Genomic DNA, 26,555 nt, shown 5'->3' with positions numbered 1-26,555 from the left:
CGCATGAGCCATAGCCATTTCCCTCCGGCACAAGACGAGGACGCCTGGATCATGAAACAGAGCTGGCAGCATGTGCTGTTCCTTCACTGGCCGGTTCCGGTTTCCTCTATAAGAGAGAGGGTCCCCCGGCCTTTAACGATAGATACGTTCAAAGGGCAGGCCTGGCTTGGGGTTGTCGCCTTCCGCATGACGGGAATTCGGTTAAGGGGCTGCCCCGTTCCTTACCCCTTCTCTTTCCCGGAAGTGAATGTACGTACCTATGTCTCCCACCAACAGGGGCCGGGAGTGTATTTCATTACTCTGGACGCCTCCGATCCCATTGTGCTGAACATCGCCAAATGGTGGTACAAGCTTCCATACTACCGGGCCAAAATGCAGCTTAAGCACAAAGACGGATTTTTGAAGCTTTCAAGCCGGAGAGTGACATCGGAGTCCCCTTCTTTTGCGGCCCATTACCGTCCTTTGTCCGCGCCTTATCAAGCGGAGAAAGGCACTTTGGAGCACTGGCTGACGGAACGATACCGGTTTTATTGCATTGCGAAGCCGTACGTGAAAATCTACTGCGGTCAAGTCTTCCACCCTCCTTGGCCGCTGCAATCCGTTGAATTGGCCCAATTGGCGAACACATTGACGGATGCCTTGGGAATCCACAAACCGGACGAGCCTGTATTATTGCACTATTCCAGAGGGGTGAACGCCCGTTTTTCCGCTTTGCACACATACCCGGCAGTGTTCGTTTAAATTGATCGCCCCGAGTTAATAATGTTACTTATAACCAATGACAGAAGAATGGTGAGCCTAATGAAACGCCGCTTGAGTGTTGCACTTGTATGGGTACTCCTTACAATCCTTCTGACCAGCTGCTGGAGCCGCAGGGAACTGAACGACCTGGCGATTCAGGTCGCCGTGGGCATTGACAAGGCAGGAGAATTATACAAATTGACGGCACAGGTCGTCGAACCGTCCGAAGTGGCGAAAAAAGGGGCGGGAGGCGTTCGCTCTCCCGTCACTACTTATTCGGCCACAGGCAAGACTCTGATGGAGACTTATCGGAAAATGACGTTGACATCCCCGCGGCGATTGTACGGGGCTCACCTTCGCATGATTATTCTGAGCGACGAAATTGCCAAGGAAGGGCTTAATAAAGTAATGGATGTTTTCTCCAGAGATCATGAATTCCGAACGGATTTCTATATTGTCGTAGCCAAAAACACCAAGGCGGAAAATATGCTTAAAATCGTTACCCCCTTGGAGAAAATACCGGCGAACCGGCTGCTGTCTTCATTGGAAACCGCGCAGAGATACTGGGCCCCTGCTGTTGGAATTGCCATGCACGACCTGATCAACGACCTGATTAGCGATGGACGCGAGCCAGTCTTAACGGCGTTGGAATTGATAGGAGATCAGCGAATAGGCGAAACCCAGCAAAATGTTAAGGAGATCACTCCGGAAGCCGTCCTCCGGTACGCCGGTCTCGCCATTTTTAAGGATGACAGGCTCATCGGCTGGTTTGATCAGGATAACAGCAAGGGGGTAACCTACCTTCGCAAAAAAGTAAAAAGCACTGTGGCCATCATACCTTGTCCGGAGGGGCAGGGAGAGATAACGATTGAAGTCGGTAGGGCCGACAGCAAAATGATAACGAAGCTTAAGGACGGGCAGCCGGAGGCACAAGTAAAGATTAACATTGAAGGCAGCATCGCCGAGGCTAGCTGTTCCATCGATCTGACCAAGAGAGTCGTTCTCCATCAATTGGAACAGTTATATAAGGAAAGTTTGGAGAAGAAAATCCTGACCTCCATTCGTGCCGGACAAAAACTAGGCTCGGATGTGTTCGGCTTCGGAGAAGAGGTTCACCGTTCCAACCCGGCCTACTGGAAAAAAAATAAAAAAGACTGGAATAAAGCCTTCAGGAAAATGCCGATTCAAGTCGATGCGAAAATCAAATTGAGGCATTCCGGAACGATCGGGAACCCGTTTATGAAGACAGCTAAGGAGTAGGTTTGGATGTGGAAGAGTATTGGAATTATTCTGATCGGAGTTCTAATCGCGATCAAGGAAATACCTTATCTGAGAAAGCATCGACTGGCGAGAGAAGAAATTTTCTTCTGGCTTCTGCTCCTTATGGCCACAGGTTTGACGGCCGCTTATGTCATGAAAGTAAATATTCCTAATCCGCTGGATTGGATTATTGTCCTATATAGACCAATTAGCGAAGCATTGAAGCCTTGGCTGATAGAATAGAGGTGGGTCAGATACAGATGAGCGATAAATACACGGTCCGGCAATTTGCCATCATGGTCGCTCTGTTTTCCATTGGCACCGCCATTCTTATCGTCCCTTCCAGTATGGCTGAACTCGCCAGACAGGATGCCTGGATCGCCGCTGTGATTGGCACAGGATTAGGGCTGTGTCTATCCTGGCTGTATACGGTCGTGGGCAAACGGAACCAAGGCTTAACGCTGATGGAAATGAACGACAAAGCCTTCGGCTCTTTGGCAGGGAAGATCATTTCCCTGACCTTTGTTTTTTTCACCTTCGTTACCACAGCCGAGCTGGTTTATTTCATGGGACAGTTTATTACGATTCAGATTCTGCCCGGAACTCCCATGTGGGCCGTCAATATTACATGTATATTGCTTGTGCTATACAGCGTTCGACTGGGCTTGGTAACTATTGCACGTTCCGCTGACATCTTGTTTCTGTTCGTGGTGTTTTTCTTCTTTATCCTGTTGGTAGCCCTTTCCCCTCAAATCCATTTCGATAATCTGGGGCCGGTTATGGCCGAAGGACCGAAACCGGTTATAAGAGCATCTGTTTTTTATATGAGTATTTTCTCCTTGACTCCCGTCGTGTTCCTGATGTTCTATCCATCCGGTGTGAACAAGCCGGACAAAGCAAACCGCGCTTTCGTCATTGGGGCTGCTATTGGCGGAGCCGTGCTTATCCTTATGATCTTTCTGGCCATAGCCGTACTAGGGGCACAAATGACCGAAATGCAAGTGTATCCCAGCTACTCTTTGGCCAAGATGATTAACGTGGGGGATTTTTTCCAGAGGGTCGAGGTCATTGTGGCCACCCTTTGGTTTGTTACTATTTATTATAAAATGACCATTCTGTTCTATGTCTCTGCTACGGGTCTCACCCATATTTTCAAGCTGAAAGATTATCGTCCGCTTACTTTGCCCTTAGGAATGATCCTGACGATTCTGTCTCTGATCGTTCACCCGGATTACGATCATAGTGATTACTACAATAAACAAATATGGCTCCCCTACGGAGGCACCTACGGCATTATACTGCCATTGGTTCTGCTCGCGGTCACTTCCTTCAGGAGGAATGCGAAAAATAAGGGGCAGCAGTAAGTCCGGGAGACGGTTTTACCATTTTAAAATATTCTTGCCCCTTCGCTAATATAATGTATAAGCGAGGTGGTAAGCTTAATGACGGAAAGTGCTGAAGTAATCACTAAGGAGGTCCGGATTAAGAAAAATCCCGGGCAGATCAACATCGTTCTTAACAAGAGAGAACCGGAAGAAAATCAAGACCGCAAAATACTCGAAATTGATCCATGCAAAGAAGTTCTGGATGAGCTTCATCAAATGATCGGTTTAGATAAGGTCAAAAAATTGGTTTATGAAATTTACGCCTTCCTCAAAATCAATCAGCTGCGGGAAAATGCCGGGCTCAAGACAAACAAGCAGGTATACCATATGATTTTTAACGGCAATCCCGGTACTGGAAAGACAACGGTAGCTCGGATACTGGCTAAATTATTCCAGAAAATGGAGGTCTTGTCCAAGGGCCATCTGGTGGAGGCGGATCGGGCGGATCTTGTCGGGGAATATATTGGCCACACCGCCCAGAAAACCCGCGAATTGGTCAAAAAATCGCTTGGAGGAGTTCTCTTTATTGACGAAGCCTATTCTCTCTCCCGAGGAGGAGAGAAGGATTTCGGCAAAGAAGCCATCGATACCCTTGTCAAAATGATGGAAGATCACCGTAATGATTTCATCCTGATCCTGGCCGGCTACCCGCTGGAAATGGAAACTTTCATCTCCCTGAATCCCGGCTTACCTTCTCGCTTCCCCGTACATATTGATTTTCCCGACTATACAATCGAAGAATTAATGGACATCGCACGTCAGATGGCGAAAGAACGGGATTATGAGTTGTCCGAAGCATCGGAGCAGAAGCTGAAAGCGGACTTGGTCCAAGAGAAAGAACAAAATCTTGTCAATTTCTCCAATGCCCGCTATGTCCGAAATGTCATTGAGCAATCAATCAGAAACCAGGCCGTACGATTAATGCAATTTTACTCTCCGCAGATCAATCGGTTATCCAAAAAGGAGCTGCGGACCCTACGAGCCGAGGATATTCTCATCCAAGAGCAGGGATACTGACCGAATAATTACCTGCAGATCATCACATATTATAAATGCGGTTCGATGGAAAATATTGTGGGATCATGATGGAAGGAGGGCTTTGTTTTGTATTCACGCAAAACTTTTGAAGAAATCGAACAAAGAGAGACGGAGGTATGGGCTTGCACCAATCAGGATTGCAATGGATGGATGAGACAGGATTTCTCCTTCGTGGACACTCCGGCTTGTCCCTTATGCCATAATTCTATGGAAAAAGAGGCCCGAATGCTTCCGGTTGTAGAAAATCTTACTCATCGAATGGTAAGTACTTAATGACACGATGCCTGCCGGCCTCAATCGATGATCCGTTCACGGCTCTCCCAAACTTTCTCTACATGCGCTAATTGCTTTAAATAGCTAAAACGCATCTATAAGGTACAAGGAAGCCGTATTCATAAATGCCCTTTTGGCAGCAGATTTTTCGAGAACCAGGGTCGTCCTAACTTTAAAGCGAAAATCAATGAAATTCATGCTTCAGCCTCCTCCCTGCCGCAAGAAACCAGGTTCCTCTCAAGGGGAGGATTTTTTACGCCCATTTTCCGCCCAATCAATACCCGCATAAAAACCTAATCCATCGCTTTAACGAGGGTATCGATGGCTTCCTTGCCGAAGTCCTTGTCGCCTCCCCGGGCCAGGCTGTAAGCCTCATCGATAAACAATGCCCCGCCCATCGCTTTCTTGATCAGTTCCTTCGTCTTCAATGCGGTATGCCCTATATATTCGCCGACCAGCTCCGCACGATCCACCTCGATCAGATGACCTTTGGACAGCACCCCCAGCTCATGCAGCAGCTTGGCGACGATTCGGGCGACGGTGGTCTTTCCCGTTCCCGGATTTCCTTTGAAGACCATGTGATAGACATGAGCGTCATAGTGGAGACCCGCCTCGGCCCGGTACTGCTTGATCAGCAGCAGAGCGTAGATTTCATAAATAAGCTCCTTCACATTCTCCAGTCCGATCATTCGGTCCAGCTCTTTCAGAATCGCGGAAAATTGCCGGGTCGGAGCTCTGTCGATCTTGGACAAGGGCGGCGCTTCGGCGGCAGCGGCAGTCCCTTCAGGTGAATTCAATACAATGCTGATACGCCGCGAAGGATCTTCCGGATTTCGGTGGATGGTTGCCGTATATCGACCGCTCATATCGGATCACCTCGTATATTTTTTGTGTAAGCAGTATACGCAGGAGCCCAGAAAAGGGTTCCCGACAAGCCCTAAAGACGCCAAGGAAAATGTGGATGGCCGCGTTGGGAGAGTCTGCAACTGGTACGGTTGACGACCCGGTGATTTTTATTTCATGCGGCTAAACCAATTGGAAAGAACTGGCGACCTCAGGTGCCCTTATTATTTGCAGCATATCTCGTCTTCGGATTTTACTCAAATAAAAATTCAGTCAAAAACACATTGCATATTTATTCATTAAAATGTATTTTTATTAAAATCATGGAAATATCGAGGTGCAGACGGGAGGAGCTTATAGTGGAGAAAGACCGGGCGTTCATAGCCTTTATTGAACAATTGGCCGCCAATACCTGGCCTTCTATCGTTCAGCAAGCTTATGGGGGCTGGAAGCTAAGAGCGGCCGAAGGAGTTACCCGGCGGGCCAACAGCGTATGGACTTGCGGGGATCTGCCGGAAGGAAATTGGCGGGAAGAGGTCAATGCTTTTTACAGCCGCCGCGGGCTGCCGGTTTGTTACCAAATCAGTCCGGCCTCTCCGCCGGAGTTGGACAGACTGCTGGAGCTTGAAGGGTATCGCAAAGAAATGGTTACGACCGTAATGATCTCGAGTATTGAAAAAGTCAGGGCTTGTCTAAACCCCCCCGAGGACGATTACATCATCCTCCATTCCGGCCCTTCCGGGGAATGGATAGATGACTTTATCGCTTTCGAGCAATTCCCGGTAACGCGAAAGCCGGTCTACGAAAAAATGTTTGCCGCTATCGGGCCTAGGCATACCTTTCTCACTTTGAAAAATGCCCGAGAGGAGACGATCGGGGTAGGAACGGCCATCGTCGAAAGAGGCTGGGCGGGATATACCAACGTCGTTATCGCTCCTCCATTCCGCAGGCAGGGTGCCGGCCGCCGCCTGGTCCGCGCGCTGGCCGACTGGAGCGGCCAGAACGGGGCCTCGAATCTTTATCTGCAAGTCTCCGCAGATAATGAGCCGGCTATCGCCCTCTATACCCGTTCCGGTTACCGTCCCTTATATCAATATCATTATCGGATTGGAGGAGGATAAACGAAAAGCTCCAGGTTGTCCAATTGTCCAGCATAATGCTTCTCCGTGATACATGACAGCGTCTGACGAACGTGCATCTGTTCCCCCGCGGTCCAAATTCAAGGAGCAGAGGAAAGGCCCAGCCACATCATCCATTTGTCCAAGGTCCATTTCCCGTAAGCCAGCGTCTCCCTCGTCTTGTGCCAAGTAATATTCATCACTTCCGAATCGACCGTATACACTCTCGGGTTCTCGAAATGGAGGAATCGGGCCATATCGAGAGCCCGGGCGCCATGATAATGATGAGTAACAATGATGGCCGTCGTCCATTGATTGGCTTTCATAATATTCTGGCTGAAGGACAAATTTTGCAGCGTATTTCTGGCCTCATCTTCCTTGAACAGATCGGATTCGGGGATGCCGCGCTCCAGCAAATACCTCTTCATCCCTTCCGCCTCGGTCACGGTCGAGCCATGTGTACCCAGTCCCCCGGAAAGAATAATTTTATCTACTATGCCTTGCTCGTACAGTTCAACGGCCCCTTCCAGTCTTTCCCGAAGGCCCGGACTGGGGACGCCATTCCAGAGGGCGGCTCCAAGAACGATCGCGACATCTGCCGGCTCCGAATTCTGACTGTGCTGAACCGAGTAAATTTTCCACTGCACATACCCAACCCATAGGACTAGCAAGCCTGCCAATATCCCGGCGGTTTTCAACCAGAATAAGGCCTTGGCTTTTCTTCTTTTCATTCGGTTCCCCCTCAGCTCCCGCGAACACAATCAATATTGCAAAAACTGCTCCACTTCGCCGAACAAACGATCCGCTTCCTCCCCAAAGCAAAGCAAATGCCGGGAATTCGGCAAAATCAGCAGTTCCTTGGGTGCGGATATTTTCTCGTAAATATACTTTGCACTGTAAGGATGTACAATATGGTCCTCCGCCCCTTGGACAATCAGCGTCGGTACGGACACTTGCTCGAATTCCGGCCTGATCTCCTTGACCAGCTTCATAAATTCCACCACAGCGCGCACAGGCGTCCCGGCCTTGCCCGGCGTATCCTTCGTTCTGCTTCCAGCCAGCCTTCCGGCAATATCCCGGATCATCCTTCCCGGGCTGATATAAATGACCGGCGTTCCCAGTAAGGCCAGTCTGCGAACCGGAAGCCGGTTAGCCACATAAGTAGCCAGCAGTCCGCCCATGGAGAATCCGACCAGATCGATCGGACCGCAGCGTTCAACCAGCTCCTCGGCTTCGGTTAAGGCTTTGGCTATCCAGTCGGCCCGGGTATAGCGCTTGAGTTCACGTAATTTCCCTCCGTGGCCGGGAAGCTCCGGAACCGTGCATAGCACTCCCCGCTTCCGCAAATAGTCCGCTAAAGGACCTAATTCATACGGTCCTCCGGTAAAACCGTGGATTAGCATACAAGCTCGCGTGGACACTGGCTATCTACCTCCCAAGGTCACCTCATGAGTGCCGTTTCCGAGAAGAACTCTAAATGCTGCCCCGCACACTTTAAGACTTACTTGCCATTAAACGTACTGCTGCATTAATCCTAGAAGTAAAAATTTGCAAACGAAGCCCTGTAAATCCCCCACAAGCACGTGAGCTGTCGCGCCCTGTAAATTCCCCACGTGACGCGTAGCCTTTGAAGCTTATTCAGGGTACTTTGCCGGATCCCTGTAAATTCCCCACAAAGTGACGCATAGCCTTCGAAGCGTATTCCGGGTACTTTGCGGGGAGCCCCCTGGAATTAAAAGATTTAAAGCCTGCAATTCTGCACGAATTTTAGGTCGTTTTACTCCGTATACGCGGCAAAGCCTGAAAAAATACATCTTCTTTTCCCGTTCCAGGGGTAATCGAGTGATTTGATGCCGAAATAAATGTATTTTCGCAGGCTTTTCTCCATAAGTATCCGAATCGCTTCGAAATGGAGTATTATCGCTGTTATCGCAGCAATTCTTGATCCATTAACGGCGTTGCCTTTCCTCTACTCCCGGTCGTTCTTTATATAAAGTGAAACTTATCCTTTCTATATTTAAAAAATAGCAGAGACAGACTCTGCTAAGAAGGAGGCCGCTTCAACAGCAGCCTCTATGTCCAAGGCCGGTTTATTGTCCGGCTTCATGAATCGTCACTTTGTTGATCGTCACGGTCTCCGTCGGAAGGCTCGGCGTGCGATCATTCCCCTTCGGGTTCATCTTAACCGGTGTAGCCGCAATTTCCTGCACGGTATCCATACCTTCAATCACTTTGCCGAAGATAGAATAATCCGGCTGCAAATTCAGGTTGTAGCTATCTTCACCCGTGCATATAAAAAACTGGCTTCCGTTGCGGTCCTTCCCGGACTTCGCCATAGCGACTATTCCAGGCTCGTAGGTATACCCCGAGTCCAGTTCGTCCTTAATGTAATACCCGGGCGTTCCGGTCCCCGTACCCGTCGGATCGCCGGTCTGAATCATGAAGGTCTCAATGATTCGATGGAAAGTGACTCCATCGTAATATCCCTCCTTCGCCAGAAAGACAAAATTATTGACCGTATTGGGCGCTTCTTTCGCAAATAACTCAATTGTAAACGTGCCTTTGCTCGTTTCGAATTCGGCTTGATAGGTTTGTTCCGGATCGATAGTCATAGCCGGAGGCTGTGACCATTTCTTGGCTTGTCCCGGCGAGGCGGATGGAGCCTGTGTCGTTGCCGGCTGCCCGTTCTGGCTGCCTTGCCCGGCTTCCCCGCCCGATTTGCCGCCGCACCCTGCCAACAGTGCTGCGGCTAGTGAACAGACTAACGCTGCTTTAAATCCTTTACTGTATGGAATCAATGATGAACACCTCAGTTGGAAAAATATAACCCATTATAGCATATTGAAGAAATCACTCTCAAATCTTGCGATTGCTTTAACGAAAGAGATTCGATAGTAAACATTGAGCAGAATGACCTTCCCCCAGTACATCATTTGTTCAACCAGATAACGATGAAAGAAAAAGAGCGAGAGTTAGCGGACAATTGCCCACTCCTCTCGCCCTTTTTGGGCGATATATGAACTTTTCACCGGTTAAGCCTGTTTCTCCATATGAATGAACTAATTGTTGAGACAACCCCACCGGATCATGGAGCCGCTGTCTCTCCGCCTTCTTCCTGACCCCGATTGTTCTCAATGGGATCAATGATCTCCGGCGTTCCCCCCGGATTCATTGTCGAATTGGAGGAGGATTGATGACGATCCGGGTTATCGGGCTCCCGACCCGGGCTTGGAGTCGGGGTCGGATCGGGCCGATTTGATGAATCCGGGTCCTGAGACGGGCTCGGATTCGGATCAGGTGTTTCCCCCGGCTCTCGATCTTTGTCTTTGTCTTTATCTTTATCCCTGCCGTTATCTTTATCCTTGTCTTTATCCCCATGATCCGGATTGTCGGGCGGTATCGGTGTCTCATCGGGAGAAGAATCATCTTCTCCGTTCTCACCCGGTATAGCTACCTCCACAACATTCGATTGTTCCCCAGTCGTATCTTTCTCCGGATCATAAGCGACGACATAGTATTGATAGGTTTCTCCCGGGAAGGCTGAAATGTCGTTCGCCTCCGCCGTCTTAACCTCCAGCAGGAAGCTGAAGTCCCCTTCATTGGAGCCTTTCCGGTAAATCTTGTAATTGACATTTCCGGTTACCGCTTGCCAGGAAAGCTTGACCTTCCGGCTTTCCTTATCGTAATGCGCGTTGAAATTCGTCACCGTCTCCGGTTTTTCCTCATCGGCCGGCGGCTCCTCCTCCACCTTCGTACCCGGGAACGGTTTGACCGGCTCCTTGGCCAATGCCTTGGACATCACTTCCTTGAACAAGGCGGCCGCTTGACCGCTCTTGATCGTGATGTAGTGGTCTTTGTCCGCTTTGTCGAAGCCCATCCATACAGCTGCGGTCCATTCCGGAGTATAACCGGCAAACCATATATCCTTGTCGCGTTTGTCCACGAACGGATGCTGGGTCGAGCCTGTTTTACCGGCGACCGGGCGGTTCATCGCGGCGCTGGCACCCGTTCCTCCCGGCTCCACGACCTTCTGCATCAGTGCCGTCATGGATCGGGCCGTAGATTCTTTCATCACCCGTTTGCCCTTCGTATTTTTAAAGGCATGAATTTCTTTGCCGTTTCTATCCTTGATGCTGACGATGGCATGAGCCTCATGCATTATTCCATCATTGGCAAAAGCGCTGTACGCCTGCGCCATCTCTAACGGCGAAACCCCGTAAGTCATTCCCCCGAGAGCGATAGCGAGGTTCCTGTCATTTTCATCAAAAGTAATTCCAAGCCCCTCTGCGAAATTCATCGCATACTTCAGGCCTACTTCATTCAACAGCCATACGGCAGGCATGTTCCAGGAATACTTCATCGCATCGAACATCGTGACTTCTCCGCGATACTGACCGCTCAGGTTGCTGGGCGAATATCCGTTGAAAGACATTTTCTCATCCTTCAGCATCGAATAAGGCGTAAATTTGCCGGATTCGATCGCCGGAGCAAAGCTGATGATAGGCTTGAAGGATGAGCCCGGCTGCTGCTTGACCAATGCACGGTTCCAGCCCTTCCGCTCATAGTCCCGTCCGCCAATCATCGAGACAATTCCGCCCGTCTTATGGTCAATAATGACCATACTTCCCTGCATAGCCATTGTCTGCTTGTCTGTCTTCTTCTGGAACATTTTATCGTTCTTGAAGGTTTCCTCCAGAATTCTCTGGGCATTGGAATTCAGTGTCGTCTCGATTCTGTAGCCGCCAAGAAGCAGCTCCTCTTCCTCGATATCGTATAGCTTGCTTGCTTCCTGAACCACATAATCAATATAGGAAGGAAATTGATTGCTCGTCTGGATGTCCGTCGACATGGCGGGATCGTAGTCCACCGCCTTCGCCTGATTCATCTCTTCCTCTGTGATCAGCCCCTGCTGATGCATCAGCGTGAGGACAACCCCGCGCCGCTCTTTCGATTTCTCCGGATTATTAAGAGGAGAGTAGGTCGTCGGCGCTTTGGGCAGTGCCGCCAGCGTAGCGATCTGCCACAGCTCCAATTCGTTCAGGTCGGAAATGCCGAAATAGCGTTTGGAGGCCATCTTGATCCCCCAGGCGCCGCTCCCGAAGAAAATTCGGTTCAGATACATTTCCAGTATTTCATCCTTCGTAAACTCTTCCTCCAGAGCGATGGCGATGGAAACCTCGGTCGCCTTCCGGAACACCGTCTTGTCCGCACTGAGGAACAGGTTTTTGGCCAGCTGCTGGGTAATCGTACTGCCGCCCTCCACGACTTTGCGGGCAATGACGTCCTTGACCAATGCCCGGCCGATCGCCCATAGATCGATACCTGTATGCTCTTCAAATCTTCTATCCTCGGTCGCGATGAAAGCTTTACGCAAGAGCGGCGGAATATCATCGAGAGCTACCAGCTCCCGGTTTTCCAGATAAAGCTTGGCCACCTCGTTGCCTTGAGAATCCAGAACAACGGAGCCTTCCGTAAGCTGCAGCTTATTAGCCTGCTCATCCAGTATATTTTTCCCCATGTAAATAATGATCAAATATCCGGCCAAGGCGACGACAACGGCCAGAGCGGCGGTGACCAAACTCAATGCCGCCATTTTCCTCCATGTAAAGACACGTTTCTTCGGTTTCGCTTTGGCTTTCTTCTTGGATGTCAAGTTTCTCTCCCCCTTGTCTCCTCCCTGGAAGTTATCTTTCTTCTATCTCTTGTCCTTGATCTCGCTTCCGGTGAATGATGGATGGCTTCTCGTCAAGTTTGCATAAACGATCAGCAATTGTCTGTTAAACATCCAACGGTTGAATCCTTTCGTCATGCCAGGCCAAAGCCTGCGCAGATCCGTCCCCAACCGGATTTTCAATCTTTATTCACCGGCAGCACGCAAGCTCAACCTTCCCTTCCTAATGTATAAACGAATATAAACGATTAAAAGTTTCATAGCAAGCCAAAACCCACGGCACCTCTTGTCAAACATTAACCTGCAAAAGGCCAATCGAACCTTTCCGACTATCGTTTTTAGGAACAATCCGTAGAGAAAAACATGCACAGACCGTTAATAATCCATCCGGAAAAGCCGCCAGAAAAAGAACAACCCTTCACCTGAATCAGGTGCAAGGGTTTTCTTCGTTTACCAATATTTACACAATCGTTTACTTATCTGATTCTATCTCCGGAGCAAACGATACCGCTCGCATTGGCGTGAACGTTGATATCGCATGCTTGTATACCATCTGCTGTCTGCCTTCGCTATCGATGATGATCGTAAAATTGTCGAAGGCTTTAATAAGCCCGCGAATCTGGAACCCGTTCGTCAGGTAAACCGTTACGGGCACACTTTCTTTACGCAACGAATTAAGAAAATTGTCCTGAATATTAATTGTTTTGTTCATCCATTGGTCCTCCTTCAAATAGTTGGAACAGACAGCCATCTAAACTTTATGGAAGAATTAGCTACGTTACGAAGTGTATTCCGTATGGGGCGTTAACTTTCCTGCTATTATATCATTAATTGTCCGCAAATGTTTAGAAAAATTTGAATGGTCTGTCACATCGACCCAACAGATGTCCTTCATTCGTCTAAACCAGGAAAGCTGGCGCTTGGCAAAACGCCTTGTGTTCCGTTTAAGCAGCGTAATTGCGTCTTCCCAAGACATCTCGTTGCGTAAATAAGCGGCGATTTCCTTATAGCCAAGTCCTTGCATGGAAACAAGGTGCTCCCCATATCCGAGACGAAGAAGCTCACGCACTTCTTCGACGAGTCCTTCCTCGACCATCTGATCGATACGGTCTTCAATACGTTTATATAGTAATTCCCGGTCCATTGTCAAGCCTATGATGCAAAGATTATAAGGAGATTCCCTGCGCTGCCCGGCCAGATGCTCCGACAACGGAATTCCTGTCAAGTGGGCGACCTCCAGAGCCCGGATGACCCTGCGGTGATCGTTCGGGTGAAGCCGCTCCGCGGTTGCCGGATCGATCTGGCGAAGCCTGTCATGAAGAGCCTGCTCCCCATGCTGCTCCAGATAAGCCCGCTGTTCCTCACGGAATGGTTCGTCGGAGCCGGCATCGCTAAAATGAAAATCATAGCACAGCGATTCAATATACAGTCCGGTGCCCCCGACAATGAAAGGCAGCTTGCCCCGGGCGCCGATTTGCTCGATAAGCCGCCGGGCCCGTTCCTGAAATTCGGCTACGGAAAAAGGATGATCCGGATCGTGAATATCGATCATATGATGGGGAACCCGGGCTCTTTCCTCCTTCGTCGCCTTGGCCGTGCCGATATCCATGCCCCGGTATACCTGCATCGAATCTCCGGAAATGATTTCGCAATGAAGCGATTCGGCTATATCCAGGCTGAGCCTTGTCTTGCCGACGGCCGTCGGCCCTACGAGAACAAGCAGTTTAGGTTGGTCAGATTCACGTGTCATCCTGAGATCACCCCGTAAGCGATTTTCGAGCTGGAACGAACGACCTCTCCGAAGCCAAGCCGTTCGAATTCCCGGCTTCCCCGCAGCTCCTTAAGAACAACCGCTCTCCGCGCAACCCGCTTGGCCTCCTCAATGGCGGAAGGCTGCAGGGAGGCGGAATTCGCCACCTCTCGAAGCGGGGACAGGTGGCTGGTCTCCTGCACCGGCTCCCGGAACATCGGATCGAAGTACACGATATCGAAGCTCTTGTCCGCAAGCTGCTTTAAATATTCCGCATGGTCCCGGTGAACCACCTGCACCCGGCGCATCGCTTCGTTCAGCTGGGGAATTTCGGAAATATAGGTCTTAAGCCCTTCCTTCAGCAAAACGGCCAGAGCCCCCTCGCTCTCCAGCGCGGTCACATGCCCGCTGCTTCCGACCGCATGAGAAAATACAATGGCATCCGAGGCCAAACCGGCGGTACAGTCCAGCACCGAATCTCCTTCCCGGACACCGGCGGCTGCGAGCAGCGAGTCGGACTCCCCGCGCACGATTCGCTTGATTCTTACCAGCGCCATGCTGGGATGAAAAAATAAAGGCGGCTGCGAGCCGCAATAATAATTCAGCTCTTGCTCGGAGACGGACCAAATCCGTTCCTCTCCATATTTATCGGCAAGCTGCTTGAGAGATTGGCGTTCCCGGGGCACCCAGGTCCAGCCGTTCTCGGCAGCAATCCTTCGGGATCGCGCTATCGCGCCATCCGTAGGGTTATATGTAGTCGTTACAATCATGCCATCACCCGGTCATTTCTATGCTCGTCTGCAAGAAAACATCTTCCCTTGCCCCAAGAGTATACTCTATTTTGCCCCAAAAGTATAATCCGGCTCCCCTATGCTGCGGAAGCCGGAATCATCTGTTGAGCTACATTACTCTTTTAAACATTTTTTCCAGTTCATATGTGGAGAAGCTGACGACAATCGGCCGCCCGTGCGGACACGTATATGGAATCCGGCAGGAAGCGAGCCGTTCCAGCAATGCCTCGATTTCCGCCAGGCTCAGTCGCTGGTTCGCTTTAATGGACGCTTTGCAGGAGCAAAGCGTAGAGGAAGCTTCCCGCAGCTTGGCCACGTCAATCTGTTTCTTCTCCGCCAATATCCATTCGGCCATTTCTTCTATAATGTCCTTCTCTTCCCCTTCCGGAAACCAATGGGGATAGGCGCGGACGATGAAGCTGTTCCCGCCGAAGCTCTCCAGATAGACGCCGACCTGTTCGAAATAGTCCAGCCGCTCCTTAAGCCGTTCCGCTTCCGCAGAGGTGAATTCCAGGGTTAGCGGAACGAGCAGCTCCTGGCTGGCCTCCTGAGGCTGGCCGAATTTATCATAATAGTATTCGTAATTAATCCGCTCATGGGCGGCATGCTGGTCGATCATGTACAAGCCATCCTCGTTCTGGGCGAGGATATACGTGCCATGCAGCTGGCCGATCGGCTCGAGCCGCGGGAACGCGGGCATCCCGCCGCCTGCCTCCGCCTGCGCGAGCACGCCTGCGGCCGCCTCCGCCGCCGCACGCGCCTGCGCGCCTGCGCCGCCGCCGAAGCCGCCCTCGCGGCCGGCCGTCCCTGTACGGGAACGATTCCCGTACGGGGACGCTGCCGGCCCCTGCGGGGCGGCCGACCGCGCCTGCGGCCCGCGGCCCGACGCTGCGCCGGCGGCTGAGCGCCACGCGTCGTTCGCGTGGCTGGGCCGCTCCGGCGCAGGCGCGGTCGCGTCGGCGCCGGCAGCGGCGGGCGGCTCGGCTGCGCAGGCGCGCGGCGATGCGCCGGGCGGCGCGCCGTCACCGGCGGCGGCCGCTGCGAGCAGAGCGTCGTCCGGGCCTATATGTGGCCCGGTGGGACGCTGCTCGCTGGCGGGCGCTTCGCCGGCCGGGCGCGCCGTAGGCGCATCCGCCGCGGCAGGCGGCGCAGCCTGCGGCGGCGGGGGCAGCGGCTGTTCGCCAGGCGCTGCGGCAGGCTCGCTGCCGTACCACGCCAGCTGCTCGTGCACCACAGGCTGGCGCTTCACCGGCTTGGAGCCGCTTGGTATCAGCACCTCCTGCCGCAGGGCCGAGCGCACCGCCTCCTCCAGCAGCTGCATCAGCTCCGCTTCCTTGCTGAACCGGACCTCGAGCTTCGAAGGATGAACGTTGACATCGATCAGGCTCGGGTCCATCTTCAGATGGACAGCGGCCAGCGGATACCGGTTAATGGGCAGCAACGTATGGTAGCCCTTCAAAATAGCCTGAACGAGTCCATAATTGCGAATATACCTTCCATTAATCAACGAAGAGATTCCGAGTCGGTTCGCCCGCGTCCATTCCGGCAGCGAAATGAACCCGGTCAGCGTATAATCCAATGTCTCCCCGGAGACGGGAACCATTTTCTTGGCTGCCGCACTTCCATAGACGGCTGCGATAACCTGCAGCAGATCTCCGTTGCCCAGTGTCCTCAACAGCGAGTTGCCGTTATGCTTAAGGGAGAAAGCTATTTCGGGGTGTGCGAGCGCCAGCCTGTACATGAAATCCGACACGTGGCCTAATTCGGTCTGGATCGTTTTCATGTACTTAAGCCGGGCCGGCGTATTGTAAAACAGTTCCTTCACCAAAATATCCGTGCCTCTATTGGCCGCTGCCTCCTCCTCTGTAACGACCGTTCCGCCTTCCACCACTATCCGCCGGCCGAGTCCTGATTCATTGTCGGAGGTCAGGCATTCCACCTTGGCTACGGCAGCGATACTTGGCAGGGCTTCCCCTCTGAAGCCGAGCGTACGGATGTGAAATAAATCTTTGCCGCTCGAGATTTTGCTGGTCGCATGGCGGAAGAAAGCGGTCCGGCAATCCTCCGCCGCCATCCCCGACCCGTTATCCGTCACCCGGATCAACTGAATGCCGCCTTCCTCCAGACTGACGTCCACCCGGGTGCTTCCGGCGTCTATCGAATTTTCGACCAGCTCTTTCACGACCGAGGATGGCCGTTCCACCACTTCACCTGCTGCAATCTGGTTAGCGATATGCTCGTCCAACAGTCGGATAATTCCCATCCGGACCGCCTCCTTTCCTCATTTTCCAAGCGTATCGTTTAATGCAAATTTTATAATTGCCACATAATAGCGGCCCGATCCGGCCGATTGGGACTTCATTTCTGATCGGATAGCTTGTGCATTAAGATATCGTAAGAGTCAACTGCCCGGCTTCGTCGGACCAATCGAATTTGCCGTACGATTGCTTGAAGGCATTCAGTTCAATATACGTCATGTCTTCTTTCATCTTCATTTCCGCTCCGAGCGGGAATTGAACCGCATGGCCATCTAGCGTCATTTCAACCATTTGCCGGTCGGCCTTCCATTCGATGGTGCCGCCGGCCAGAGAAGCAAGAATGCGGGAATGAACGAACGTACGGCCTTCTTCGCGAAGAACAGGCACGCTCCCGGCAAATTCCACTCCGTTAATCCGTACCGCCTGTCCCTCCGACTGGCTTACCTGCAAATTGTCTGCACCGGCCGTACGAAGTGCGGTTAACAATTGAGGAAGATCTCCCTCTGCGTGAACGTCCGGCGTAATTCCGACTCCGTTCACTTTATCCGATTTCGGAGTCAAGTACTCTTCTATCGTCAGCTTCAGGACACTGCCATCGGATAGCTCATAAGAAGCCTGTACGCTACCTTTGCCGAATGTCTTCGTACCTACAATGGTTGCCTTGCCGTGATCCCTCAATGCTCCGGACAACAATTCCGATGCGCTGGCGCTGTTCTCGTTGACCAGAAGAACGACCGGATAGCTCACTTCAGAACCACCGTCAACCTTGATCTCAGCCTTCTTCCCGCTGCGATCCTGGGTTTGCACGATGACCCCTTCCTTCACAAAATGCTTGGCTATCTCAACCGAAGCATCCAACAGCCCTCCGGGATTATCCCGAAGATCTATGACCAAGCCGCGGATGGACTCGTTTTTCCACTGCTCCATAATCTTGGAGAACTCCGCTGCCGACTCCGTGGAAAACATGGTCAGTTCAATATAACCGATGCCTCCTTGCAGCAGTTTGCCCGTTGCCACAGGCACCGTTACCTTTTTCACCGTCGCCTTGATTTGCAGCGTTTCCTCGCCCCGGCCAACGGAAAGCTCCACTTCCGCATTTTCCTCTTTCGGAATAAGGGCAACCATTTCATCCAGAGTCATTTGCTCCGTCACCGGCTGGCCCGCGACAGACAGTACCCGGTCACCTGCCATCAAGCCGGCTGCCTCCCCGGGGGAACCGGGAATCACCCGTTCAATGGCGATTCCTTCAGGAATCTTCGTCACTACGATCCCCAATCCGGTATACTGTTGGTCTATTGTGTTCTGGAAAGCTTCCCATTCCTCAACCGTCATAAAACTGGTATAAGGATCATCGACTGCTTGCAGCATGCCCTTGATAGAAGCTTCCGACAGCGTCTCAGTATCCACACCGCTCACATGAAGATTCTTCAACAGCTCATAAACTTCAAGTACACGATACTCCAGGTCATCCACATATAGTGCTTCGTTTGCCTCTTCCGCATAAGCCGGCAGCGCAAGCGTCAATGCCATAATGACGGCGAGCATAAGCGATTTCCAGAGATAAGTCCTGTTCTTCAATCTGATTCCTCCTCCATTGGATTGCAGCTTTCGGGTATAAATTAACAATCGTTCTTGAGTTCATATAGAAAATTCATCGCCTGAAGAGGAGTCATATTGATCAAATCGGCATTTTTCAACCGTTCCATCACCTGCTCCGCCTTGCCTGACGATTTACCGTCTGAAGCGGCGTTATACCGGGCTGCTTCTCGTTCCCGGGATTTCGAGCCCGAGGCTCCCGGTTTTGCTTCGGATAGGGAAGCTTCCGGCGGGAAGAAGCTCAACTGGACCGCCGCTGCCGCCGCTTCCTCCTCGGCATGCTGTACGGCGGCTCTGGCCTCGAAGGCGTTAAGCAGCGTGTAGGATCTCTGGATGATCGATTCCGGGAGGCCGGCAATTTGTGCGCAATAAATTCCGTAGCTCGTGCTCGCAGCCCCGGGGATCAGCTTGCGCAGGAAGGTAACCTGCTGCCCGCTTTCTTTAACCGCCATACAGAAATTACGCAGGTGCGGCAGGCTCTCGTCCAAATGTGCCAACTCATGAAAATGAGTCGAAACAAGCGTCTTACACCCAACCTGGTCATGCAGGTATTCGATCACCGCCTGGGCTATCGCCATTCCTTCCCCCGTGGATGTCCCGCGGCCCAACTCGTCGATGATGACCAGGCTGCGATCCGTCGCTTTCTCGGTCATCACCTGAATGTCCATCATTTCGACCATAAAGGTGCTCTGCCCGCCGATCAGATCGTCGGCCGCCCCGATCCTCGTAAAAATCCGGTCAACCAGCGGAATGTCCGCACTCTCCGCCGGGACGAAGCTGCCGATTTGCGCCATGATCGACAGAATGGCCACCTGCCGCATATAAGTGCTTTTACCGGCCATGTTCGGACCGGTAATAAGCATGATCCGACCTTCGTTCATCTGCAGCTCCGTATCGTTCGCGACAAAGGCATGTTCCTCCAGCACCGCCTCGACAACCGGATGTCTCCCCGCCTTGATGGACATATCACCGCTCTCTGCCAGGACCGGACGGCAGAACCGCCGTTCGGCGCCTACCGTTGCCAGAGACTGCAGAACGTCGATGGTGGCGATGATCCCGGCCAGCTTCTGCAGCCTGTCCATCTGTCCGGCGATTCGCCCGCGAAGCTGCTGGAACAAGTCGTATTCAATAACTACAATCTTCTCCTGGGCTTCCAGAATGAGTGCTTCCTTCTCCTTCAGCTCGGGCGTAATGAACCGCTCGGCATTCGCCAGCGTTTGCTTGCGCTCGTAGGTGCCCTCGGGGATCGAATGCAGATTGGAACGGGTTACTTCTATGTAATATCCAAATACTTTGTTATATCCGACCTTCAGCGATTTAATTCCGGTCTTCTCCCGTTCCCTGCTCTCCAGTTCGGCAATCCATTGCTTTCCGTTGCGGTCGGCTTCGCGGAGCTGGTCGAGATATTCGTGATAGCCGTCACGGATCAGTCCCCCGTCTCTTACGGATACCGGCGGTTCGTCAACGATCGCTTCCTCGATCCATGCGCGGATGTCCTGGCAATCGTCCATTCCTTCAACGAGCTTATGTAGTGTGGAAGAACCCGATTGGACGCATACTTCCCGCAGCGCCGGAACTTGCCTGAGCGAATGCTGCAGCGCCACCAGGTCTCTGCCGTTCGCGTTGCCGTAGGAGATCCGGCCGACCAACCGCTCCAGATCGTAGACCTCCTTCAGAGCCGAGCGGAGATCATCGCGGACGATGACCTGATTATGTAAGCATTCCACGGCTTCTAGCCTTTCCTCGATGGGCCCGCGCGTTATCAGCGGCTTCTCTATCCATCGGCGCAGCATCCTCGCCCCCATGGAGGTCACGGTTTGGTCCAGAAGCCATAGCAGGGAGCCCTTTTTCGAACGTTCGCGAACGGTTTCGACCAATTCCAGGTTGCGTCTGGTGAAGGGGTCCATTACCATGAATTGATTCGTCTCATAACGCCGGATGGAAGTAATATGAGCGAGCGCTCTCTTCTGCGTTTCACTCAAATACGCCATAAGGACCGAAACGACCTTCTGCTCGGCTTGTCCAAGCGTGCCCCACTCTTGCTCTCCAAAGAAGGAGCCGGCTTCCGGATCCTCCGCCTCTCTGACCGTATACAGCGGAGCTTTGGCCTGACCTTGCAAGGCTGTTCTAACCCTGTTCAGCAGCGCCTCCTCCCCGATCACCTCCGAGGGAGAATAGACGGACAGCTCGTCCAGAAGCGATTCCTCCGCCTCCACCTCTGTCACATACAGCTCCCCGGTAGATAGGTCGCAGGCCGCGAAAGCGAAGCTTCCTTCCACAGAAGCAAGACAGGCCACATAGTTGTTGGTGCCTTCCGGCAGCTGCTTGCCTTCCATGACCGTTCCCGGAGTAACGATCCTGACAACTTCCCGGCGGACAATTCCCTTGGCCTCCTGCGGATTCTCCACTTGCTCGCAGATCGCCACTTTATAGCCCTTATCTATTAATCTGGAAATATAGTTATCGGCCGAATGATAGGGAACGCCGCACATCGGAATCCGCTCTTCCGCCCCGCCCTCCCGACCGGTCAACGTCAGCTCTAGCTCCCGTGAAGCAATGATCGCATCCTCGAAAAACATCTCATAGAAGTCGCCAAGCCGGAAAAATAGCAAAGCGTCCTTCGCCTCGGCTTTGACGGACAAATATTGCTGTATCATCGGTGTATACTTAGTCATTTCAAACCCCCATAACAGAAACAGCGTATAAATTTCATTATAACATGAATGGTTGGAGGCCCGCCTGATTTTTTGACATCTCATTTCCATTTCTTTAGAGGTCCGCCAGGACAAGCTTGGATTGAACCAGGTATACATCCAGCCGACCGTTAGCAGCGACGTCTGCGGATCGGATCCTCCAAACGTTTGCTGGCTCTATTAAACAGTTTCTTTTTTCACGGTCACGCTGTTTCGAAAACTCGCTGCAAATCACCGACATGACTTAGGGCATCCGTTCAGAGAGCGACGGCACCTTCATTAATATAATGTAAGTGGGAGAATCGACGAGTTCCATCAGGGTCCGTGGAGTCAAAAACCTGCGAAAGTACATCTTTTGGAATGTTTGCCGAGCTGTCTCGGGGAAAGCCTGCAAAGATACATCTTTTTGGCTTGTTGAAGCGGCGGTTTGGTTATTTCGAACGAGAATTCCTGTATTTTCGCAGGCTTTTCTTCCCGATATCTAGATTCGCTACATAATTGATGTACTTTCGCAGGAATTTATGTTCGCCGAGGAATGAAGTGCCGATAATCACTGACGTTGCTGATTATTCGGGATATAGTCATGCATATTTTCGCGAACCTTCTCCACAACTGTACCGGTGATGTCCCAAAAGACAAGCAAAGTGCATGACTTTTGGCGAAAATCCGGCAAATCCCGAAAAAGACGTGCAAAACTGCATGTCCATTCCTGGAAAAATATGGGATATCAACAAAATGGATAAATTTACGCAACATTTGCATGTCTTTGGCTGATCTCAAGTTAAATATTACAAAAGACCTGCCGTTTTGTTTTTGCAGGCCTTTTCTTCATCACCTTTTTTGAAGCTCGCAAAAAATTATGCCAAAACGCACGTTCGAAAAGCTTGTGCATCCTTTGGCAGAAATGCGTAAATGTGAAGCCTGTTGGTCCAGACCGCTCCTGGCCGATGGCGCAACTCGGGCTAGGGATATTTGCCCAAACTGATCAGAGCCTCTCCAAAGTTTTCCGGCCTGCCGGAAGGTTCAATTCCGAAGCGGCGGGGAGTTTCCAAGCACTGCGAAAATCACCCGCCGGCAGAACCTTCCAGCCAAATACGATTTGCTTCAATGCGTCCAGCTCTTTCCTGTAGGTGGAATAAGCGGGCAATCGTTCGAGCTCTCCCCATAGTTCGCGGACCACCGGGCGCAAATACGTTTTGTTGCCTTCGTAAAATGCCTGCTGCACCTCGAACCGTGTCAGCGGCTCCTGCTTTAGCTCGCCATAGTGATCGATGATGCAGCGGGTCAGGCACAATACCCCTGCGCTCAGACGGGGGGAACCGAGCCAACTCGCCAACGAGCGGTATTCGAATCCGCCATGGGCTTTGCGGCGAATATCTCCCAGATAGCCATAGCGGGGCCGGCGATATCGATCACGCTCTTCCTCCGTCAGCAGCATCGGGAGGGCCAAATAATTATCGAGCATCCGGACCAATCGGGAATGAAGCCAGATTCCGCTAATATGAATATGGCCGCCGAGCGGAATCCCGCGCACGGGCATGCCTCCCGCTACCCAGGCAAGATCGCGGTCCGTAATCAACCGGGTCGCCTGCAGAAGACTTCTCCGCAGATGGCGGACCAATTGCCTCGGATCGGAGGCGGGTTCCGGACGCAGCTCCACCAGCGGCATGAACGTTCGCTGTCCGCGCACAATCACGTTATCGCAGCCGACTGCCCCTTCCTTGTCCATAAAACGGGAGGCGGGAGTAATTTTCCCTTCCCGATTCTGCAGCACGAATTCCGGGTCCGCCCCGAGCATTGCTGCAGGTGCCCCTCCCGCCTGCTTCCTGACATCCGCGGCAAATTGACGGATCGCCTCGACAAGCCTTCGGACCCAGCCGCCCATCAGCTTCGGATTGGGCTCCACATCAACAATGACGGTCCGGCTGTCCGCCGTTACCGCCGTTCGTACCAGTGCAAAGTCCAGGCCCAAAGCATAAACCGCTTTTAAAGAATCCTTAACCGCTCTGCGCACAGGGTGGCTCCAGTTCTCCTCCCCCAGCTCACGGAAAGCCGGACGGATGGCGGAGGCCGAACGAGCCAGCAGAGGTTGAGCGGCCTTCTTCTCGTAGACGGTCAACACTTCCAGATGAAAGACGGGGATCATATACTCATGTGTATACATAGGAAAGCCGCTTCGTTCCGCCCTCGTTTGAAGTATTCCCGGCTTTAATCCGTGAAGCTTCAGTATCTCTTCCCTCTCCGGCCGGTTACCGGCCCGCAGCACAGGTTTCAGCCGATTGAGCGTCAGCACTCCTTCCGGCTCCTCCACCTTCGTCCCCCACCGAATGACCGCTTCTACCGGAAAGTCTTCCGGCAGCCTATCTCCGTGCGGCAGGTCCAACTGCTTCAGAAGAGGCTCCAGTTCTCTCTCCCGGCCATGCAGCACAAAAATCCCCATAACCGCCCCTCCTTGCCGGCACCAACCCTGATGCCGAAGAAAACCTCCATTGATGCATACTCGGAGATGTCGTCGAATCCTTCTTTAGAGGTAGCTTTTTATGCCAATAAGAGTCTGATTTTACGAATTATTTATGCTGTAAATAAATAAGACCCTTATGTGGTAAAAAAGAGGGCTCCCGCCCTCAGCATAATAAAGCCTGTTACATATAATGGTTAATAAGTCAGGTGTAGTCCTCGTCGATCAGTTCAGGATCCAGATCTTCATAATCGCCGAGATCCTCGCCATCAAAGTCATAGGATTTATCATGGAAATCCGGGCATCCGTTCGGATTCACAAGGACGCATACTTTCGTTTCCGCCACCATTTCGATCATAAACTCCCGCTCTACCCTAATAATGACACAGCTACCGTCTGCCGATACGCTCGCCTCGACGCAGTTCGGTTCCTGTGTCGCAGTAGCAGATACTTCTGCCGTGGAAGCCCTATGTTTTTTGTCAATGTAAGATAGCGGGATGACATCGACATACGAAACCGTTTCTTTGGCTACGTCCGTCTTCGTATTCCGATCATACGAATACCAGATGTTAATATCATAAGTACCTATTACTTCTACTCCGTCGCTCGCTTTGGCCGCTTCGTACTGATGATTGATAATCCACGCGCCTAGGATGCTGGTTGGAGCATGAGACGGAGTTACGGTATGGCTCACCTGACTGAATTTACGTCCTTTGCCGCAAACTGCTTTTGTTATGATCTCTCTAAACTGCAGATCTTTATCTGTAATCGACATCGTTTCAACCTCCTCCATACAATCATTCTTTTAAATTGTATGCAGGACATTCGTCTAGGGTGACAAAAATTTTTGAGAATCCGAGAAACCACGCCAAACTTGTTCATTCCTGATTTTTCTAGGATTTTTGGCTGCTGCCCTTGCCTTGTCGGACAACCCTCGGCTTTCTTCCTTCTTTTTGTCTTCTATTCTTAAACCGGATGTCGACGGAGGGAAGGAATCCCCCCTGCAGCGTGGGATTCCCCTCCGGGCCGCCGGTTCCCGACGAAGTCCGCCTGCTGAAGCAAATCTTTAATTCTTCCTTGCAAGCCTTCCTTCCAAGTAGGCTACCGCTTGATACATCAAGGTCGCTACGATCGCGATAATAAACAGACTGCCGATAACCAGAGAGAAGTTGAACACTTGGAAACCGTAGATGATCAAATAGCCCAGTCCTTGTTTCGACACAAGAAATTCCCCGACAATCACCCCGATCCAAGCCAGACCGACATTCACCTTCAGAGTGGAAACAATCGTCGGAAAGGAAGCCGGCAGAATCACCTTGCGAAACACCTGGGTCCGCTGCCCCCCGAAGATCCGGATCACCTTCACATAGTTCGAATCCACCTCGTTGAAGCTCGAGTAGATGACCAGTGTCGTTACTATGACCGTTATAGCCAATGTCATGGCGATGATGGACAGGACATTGGGACCCAGACCGACAATAAAAAGAGGTCCGAGCGCTACCTTGGGCATACTGTTCAGGACGACGATGTAGGGATCGAGAACCTTTTGCAAAAAAGGCGACCACCAGATCAAGATCGCTATAGCCGTACCCACAAGCGTACCTAGAATGAAGCCGACCAGTGTCTCCAGCACCGTCACCCCGATATGCGGAAGCAGACTGCCGTCCAGCAGCTTGGAATACAACAGCTCGATGATTTTGCTGGGGTAGCTGAACAGCAATACATCTATCCATTTATTCCTTCCCGCCATTTCCCATAGGATCAACCCGCCCGCAAGGATCGCCAGCTGGGACAACCATACCAGCCACTTCATTCTTCTGCGCTGCGCCAAATATTGTCCGAAGATCGATTCTGTCAAAGCTGTCCGCCTAGATGACTTGTTACCGGTTAGCATCATTGACACCACTCTTTCTTTCTTGAGTCTCCAGCTCCCTCCAAATTTGATTGAAGATCGGGTGAAATTCAGCCGCCTCCCTGGCCTTGAAAGGCGTCTCATGCCTTATCGGCTCCGGAATGATAATCTCCTTGCGCAATATGCCGGGGTTGCGGCCCATAACCAGTACGCGGTCACTCATCGCCACCGCTTCGGAAATATCGTGGGTGACTAGCAGGGCTGTTTTGCCTCTGGCCTTCAGGGTAGCGGACAGCAAATCCTCCAGCTCCAGCTTGGTCTGATAATCAAGCGCCGAGAAAGGTTCATCCAGAAGCAAAATATCCGGTTCGGTCACAAGAGTCCGCACCAAAGCCACACGCTGCCGCATCCCTCCGGACAATTGAGAAGGATACTGATCCTTCGTATCGGCCAGCCCCAGCTCATTTAACAGATGAAGGGCATACTCCCGGTTAGCCTTCGTAAGCTGACCGGTCAGTTCCAACCCGACCAAAACATTCTGGTAAATAGTCCTCCAGGGAAACAAATAATCCTGCTGAAGCATATAGCCGACCTTGCCTGACGGGCTCTCTACCGTTTCTCCAAAAATCTGCACCGTCCCGGATGTTGGACGGATCAGCCCGGCGATTATCGAAAGCAGGGTTGTTTTTCCGCAGCCGCTTGGACCGACCAGACCGACAAACTCACCTGGTTCCAGCGACAGGTTGATCTCTTCGATGGCGAGGGAGGCGCCTCTTTCGGTTACGTATACCTGAGTAATCTCATTCAGACGAACTGCGGCTTCCATTC

The 26,555-nt window shown here is 51.9% G+C and carries 22 protein-coding genes and 1 pseudogene; 7 read left to right on the top strand and 16 right to left on the bottom strand.

Annotation, left to right across the window (positions count from 1 at the left end; genetic code table 11):
* The first annotated feature begins 3 nt into the window (after positions 1–3).
* From FS806_RS04840 to FS806_RS04815, 6 genes are all read left to right on the top strand, one after another.
* Positions 4–741: a YqjF family protein gene (locus tag FS806_RS04840; RefSeq protein ID WP_186328212.1), complete on the top strand. Its 738-nt coding sequence runs from the start codon at positions 4–6 to the stop codon at positions 739–741.
* 72 nt (positions 742–813) lie between these two features.
* Entirely contained in the window at positions 814–2,001 is a 1,188-nt protein-coding gene (locus tag FS806_RS04835; RefSeq protein WP_222126584.1) for a Ger(x)C family spore germination protein, read from the top strand.
* Between the two features lie 6 nt (positions 2,002–2,007).
* Entirely contained in the window at positions 2,008–2,244 is a 237-nt protein-coding gene (locus FS806_RS04830) for a hypothetical protein (protein WP_144933487.1), read from the top strand.
* Positions 2,245–2,261: 17 nt separating this feature from the next.
* A complete protein-coding gene (locus FS806_RS04825; protein ID WP_144933486.1) occupies positions 2,262–3,365 on the top strand; it encodes a GerAB/ArcD/ProY family transporter in 1,104 nt (367 codons plus the stop codon).
* 78 nt (positions 3,366–3,443) lie between these two features.
* On the top strand, positions 3,444–4,403 hold the full coding sequence (locus tag FS806_RS04820) for an AAA family ATPase (RefSeq protein ID WP_144933485.1): 960 nt from the start codon (positions 3,444–3,446) through the stop codon (positions 4,401–4,403).
* An 87-nt stretch (positions 4,404–4,490) separates the two neighbouring features.
* The gene (locus tag FS806_RS04815; RefSeq protein ID WP_144933484.1) at positions 4,491–4,697 is read left to right on the top strand and encodes a cold-shock protein; all 207 of its coding nucleotides are present in this window, start codon (positions 4,491–4,493) and stop codon (positions 4,695–4,697) included.
* A 296-nt stretch (positions 4,698–4,993) separates the two neighbouring features.
* Here FS806_RS04815 and FS806_RS04810 read toward each other — a convergent pair.
* A pseudogene (locus FS806_RS04810) lies at positions 4,994–5,563 on the bottom strand (AAA family ATPase); the annotation flags it as partial.
* 336 nt (positions 5,564–5,899) lie between these two features.
* On the opposite strand from FS806_RS04810, the gene FS806_RS04805 reads away from it, so the two are divergent.
* On the top strand, positions 5,900–6,661 hold the full coding sequence (locus FS806_RS04805) for a GNAT family N-acetyltransferase (protein WP_186328210.1): 762 nt from the start codon (positions 5,900–5,902) through the stop codon (positions 6,659–6,661).
* 98 nt (positions 6,662–6,759) lie between these two features.
* Here FS806_RS04805 and FS806_RS04800 read toward each other — a convergent pair whose 3' ends face one another.
* The 15 genes from FS806_RS04800 to FS806_RS04735 form a co-directional block, all read right to left on the bottom strand.
* Positions 6,760–7,389 carry a YdcF family protein gene (locus FS806_RS04800; protein WP_144933481.1) on the bottom strand — a complete coding sequence of 210 codons (630 nt, stop codon included), beginning with the start codon at positions 7,387–7,389 and terminating at the stop codon, positions 6,760–6,762.
* 30 nt (positions 7,390–7,419) lie between these two features.
* Positions 7,420–8,079, bottom strand: a complete 660-nt coding sequence (locus FS806_RS04795) for an alpha/beta hydrolase (RefSeq protein ID WP_260981979.1) — start codon at positions 8,077–8,079, stop codon at positions 7,420–7,422.
* A 669-nt stretch (positions 8,080–8,748) separates the two neighbouring features.
* Positions 8,749–9,453 (bottom strand): peptidylprolyl isomerase, encoded by a 705-nt coding sequence (locus FS806_RS04790; protein WP_186328215.1) that lies wholly within the window; start codon positions 9,451–9,453, stop codon positions 8,749–8,751.
* A 290-nt stretch (positions 9,454–9,743) separates the two neighbouring features.
* Entirely contained in the window at positions 9,744–12,311 is a 2,568-nt protein-coding gene (locus FS806_RS04785) for a transglycosylase domain-containing protein (RefSeq protein ID WP_144933479.1), read from the bottom strand.
* A gap of 42 nt (positions 12,312–12,353) precedes the next feature.
* Positions 12,354–12,512: a hypothetical protein gene (locus FS806_RS25640; protein ID WP_186328209.1), complete on the bottom strand. Its 159-nt coding sequence runs from the start codon at positions 12,510–12,512 to the stop codon at positions 12,354–12,356.
* 289 nt (positions 12,513–12,801) lie between these two features.
* The gene (hfq, locus tag FS806_RS04780; RefSeq protein ID WP_144933478.1) at positions 12,802–13,041 is read right to left on the bottom strand and encodes an RNA chaperone Hfq; all 240 of its coding nucleotides are present in this window, start codon (positions 13,039–13,041) and stop codon (positions 12,802–12,804) included.
* Positions 13,042–13,107: 66 nt separating this feature from the next.
* Positions 13,108–14,079, bottom strand: a complete 972-nt coding sequence (gene miaA, locus FS806_RS04775; RefSeq protein WP_144933477.1) for a tRNA (adenosine(37)-N6)-dimethylallyltransferase MiaA — start codon at positions 14,077–14,079, stop codon at positions 13,108–13,110.
* Complete coding sequence (locus tag FS806_RS04770) at positions 14,076–14,849, bottom strand: class I SAM-dependent methyltransferase (protein WP_144933476.1); 774 nt, start codon at positions 14,847–14,849, stop codon at positions 14,076–14,078. Before FS806_RS04770 ends, miaA begins: the two co-directional genes overlap by 4 nt.
* A 130-nt stretch (positions 14,850–14,979) precedes the next feature.
* A complete protein-coding gene (mutL, locus tag FS806_RS04765) occupies positions 14,980–17,133 on the bottom strand; it encodes a DNA mismatch repair endonuclease MutL (RefSeq protein WP_144933475.1) in 2,154 nt (717 codons plus the stop codon).
* A 121-nt stretch (positions 17,134–17,254) separates the two neighbouring features.
* Positions 17,255–18,706: a S41 family peptidase gene (locus FS806_RS04760; RefSeq protein ID WP_144933474.1), complete on the bottom strand. Its 1,452-nt coding sequence runs from the start codon at positions 18,704–18,706 to the stop codon at positions 17,255–17,257.
* A 41-nt stretch (positions 18,707–18,747) separates the two neighbouring features.
* On the bottom strand, positions 18,748–21,399 hold the full coding sequence (mutS, locus tag FS806_RS04755; protein ID WP_144933473.1) for a DNA mismatch repair protein MutS: 2,652 nt from the start codon (positions 21,397–21,399) through the stop codon (positions 18,748–18,750).
* 1,003 nt (positions 21,400–22,402) lie between these two features.
* Positions 22,403–23,857, bottom strand: coding sequence for a putative amidoligase domain-containing protein (locus tag FS806_RS04750; protein WP_144933472.1), 1,455 nt, complete (start codon positions 23,855–23,857; stop codon positions 22,403–22,405).
* Positions 23,858–24,080: 223 nt separating this feature from the next.
* Positions 24,081–24,650, bottom strand: a complete 570-nt coding sequence (locus FS806_RS04745; protein WP_144933471.1) for an outer spore coat protein CotE — start codon at positions 24,648–24,650, stop codon at positions 24,081–24,083.
* Positions 24,651–24,941: 291 nt separating this feature from the next.
* The gene (locus FS806_RS04740; RefSeq protein WP_225312708.1) at positions 24,942–25,688 is read right to left on the bottom strand and encodes an ABC transporter permease; all 747 of its coding nucleotides are present in this window, start codon (positions 25,686–25,688) and stop codon (positions 24,942–24,944) included.
* Between the two features lie 67 nt (positions 25,689–25,755).
* On the bottom strand, positions 25,756–26,553 hold the full coding sequence (locus FS806_RS04735) for an ABC transporter ATP-binding protein (protein WP_186328208.1): 798 nt from the start codon (positions 26,551–26,553) through the stop codon (positions 25,756–25,758).
* Between the last annotated feature and the right edge of the window lie 2 nt (positions 26,554–26,555).

It is taken from the genome of Paenibacillus sp. 32O-W, from assembly GCF_007679495.1.
GTDB classification, from domain to species: Bacteria; Bacillota; Bacilli; order Paenibacillales; family NBRC-103111; genus Paenibacillus_L; species Paenibacillus_L residui.
Note: the sequence above shows the minus strand (reverse complement) of the source record. Positions and strands in the feature narration are given on the sequence as shown.

Bases quoted from the DNA above. Each gene is read 5' to 3' on its own strand.
- FS806_RS04840 (WP_186328212.1), top strand. From the start codon at position 4: ATGAGCCATAGCCATTTCCCTCCGGCACAAGACGAGGACGCCTGGATC.
- FS806_RS04830 (WP_144933487.1), top strand. From the start codon at position 2,008: ATGTGGAAGAGTATTGGAATTATTCTGATCGGAGTTCTAATCGCGATC.
- FS806_RS04825 (WP_144933486.1), top strand. From the start codon at position 2,262: ATGAGCGATAAATACACGGTCCGGCAATTTGCCATCATGGTCGCTCTG.
- FS806_RS04820 (WP_144933485.1), top strand. From the start codon at position 3,444: ATGACGGAAAGTGCTGAAGTAATCACTAAGGAGGTCCGGATTAAGAAA.
- FS806_RS04800 (WP_144933481.1), bottom strand. From the start codon at position 7,389: ATGAAAAGAAGAAAAGCCAAGGCCTTATTCTGGTTGAAAACCGCCGGG.
- hfq (WP_144933478.1), bottom strand. From the start codon at position 13,041: ATGAACAAAACAATTAATATTCAGGACAATTTTCTTAATTCGTTGCGT.
- miaA (WP_144933477.1), bottom strand. From the start codon at position 14,079: ATGACACGTGAATCTGACCAACCTAAACTGCTTGTTCTCGTAGGGCCG.
- FS806_RS04770 (WP_144933476.1), bottom strand. From the start codon at position 14,849: ATGATTGTAACGACTACATATAACCCTACGGATGGCGCGATAGCGCGA.
- mutL (WP_144933475.1), bottom strand. From the start codon at position 17,133: ATGGGAATTATCCGACTGTTGGACGAGCATATCGCTAACCAGATTGCA.
- mutS (WP_144933473.1), bottom strand. From the start codon at position 21,399: ATGACTAAGTATACACCGATGATACAGCAATATTTGTCCGTCAAAGCC.
- FS806_RS04750 (WP_144933472.1), bottom strand. From the start codon at position 23,857: ATGGGGATTTTTGTGCTGCATGGCCGGGAGAGAGAACTGGAGCCTCTT.
- FS806_RS04745 (WP_144933471.1), bottom strand. From the start codon at position 24,650: ATGTCGATTACAGATAAAGATCTGCAGTTTAGAGAGATCATAACAAAA.
- FS806_RS04740 (WP_225312708.1), bottom strand. From the start codon at position 25,688: ATGAAGTGGCTGGTATGGTTGTCCCAGCTGGCGATCCTTGCGGGCGGG.
- FS806_RS04735 (WP_186328208.1), bottom strand. From the start codon at position 26,553: ATGGAAGCCGCAGTTCGTCTGAATGAGATTACTCAGGTATACGTAACC.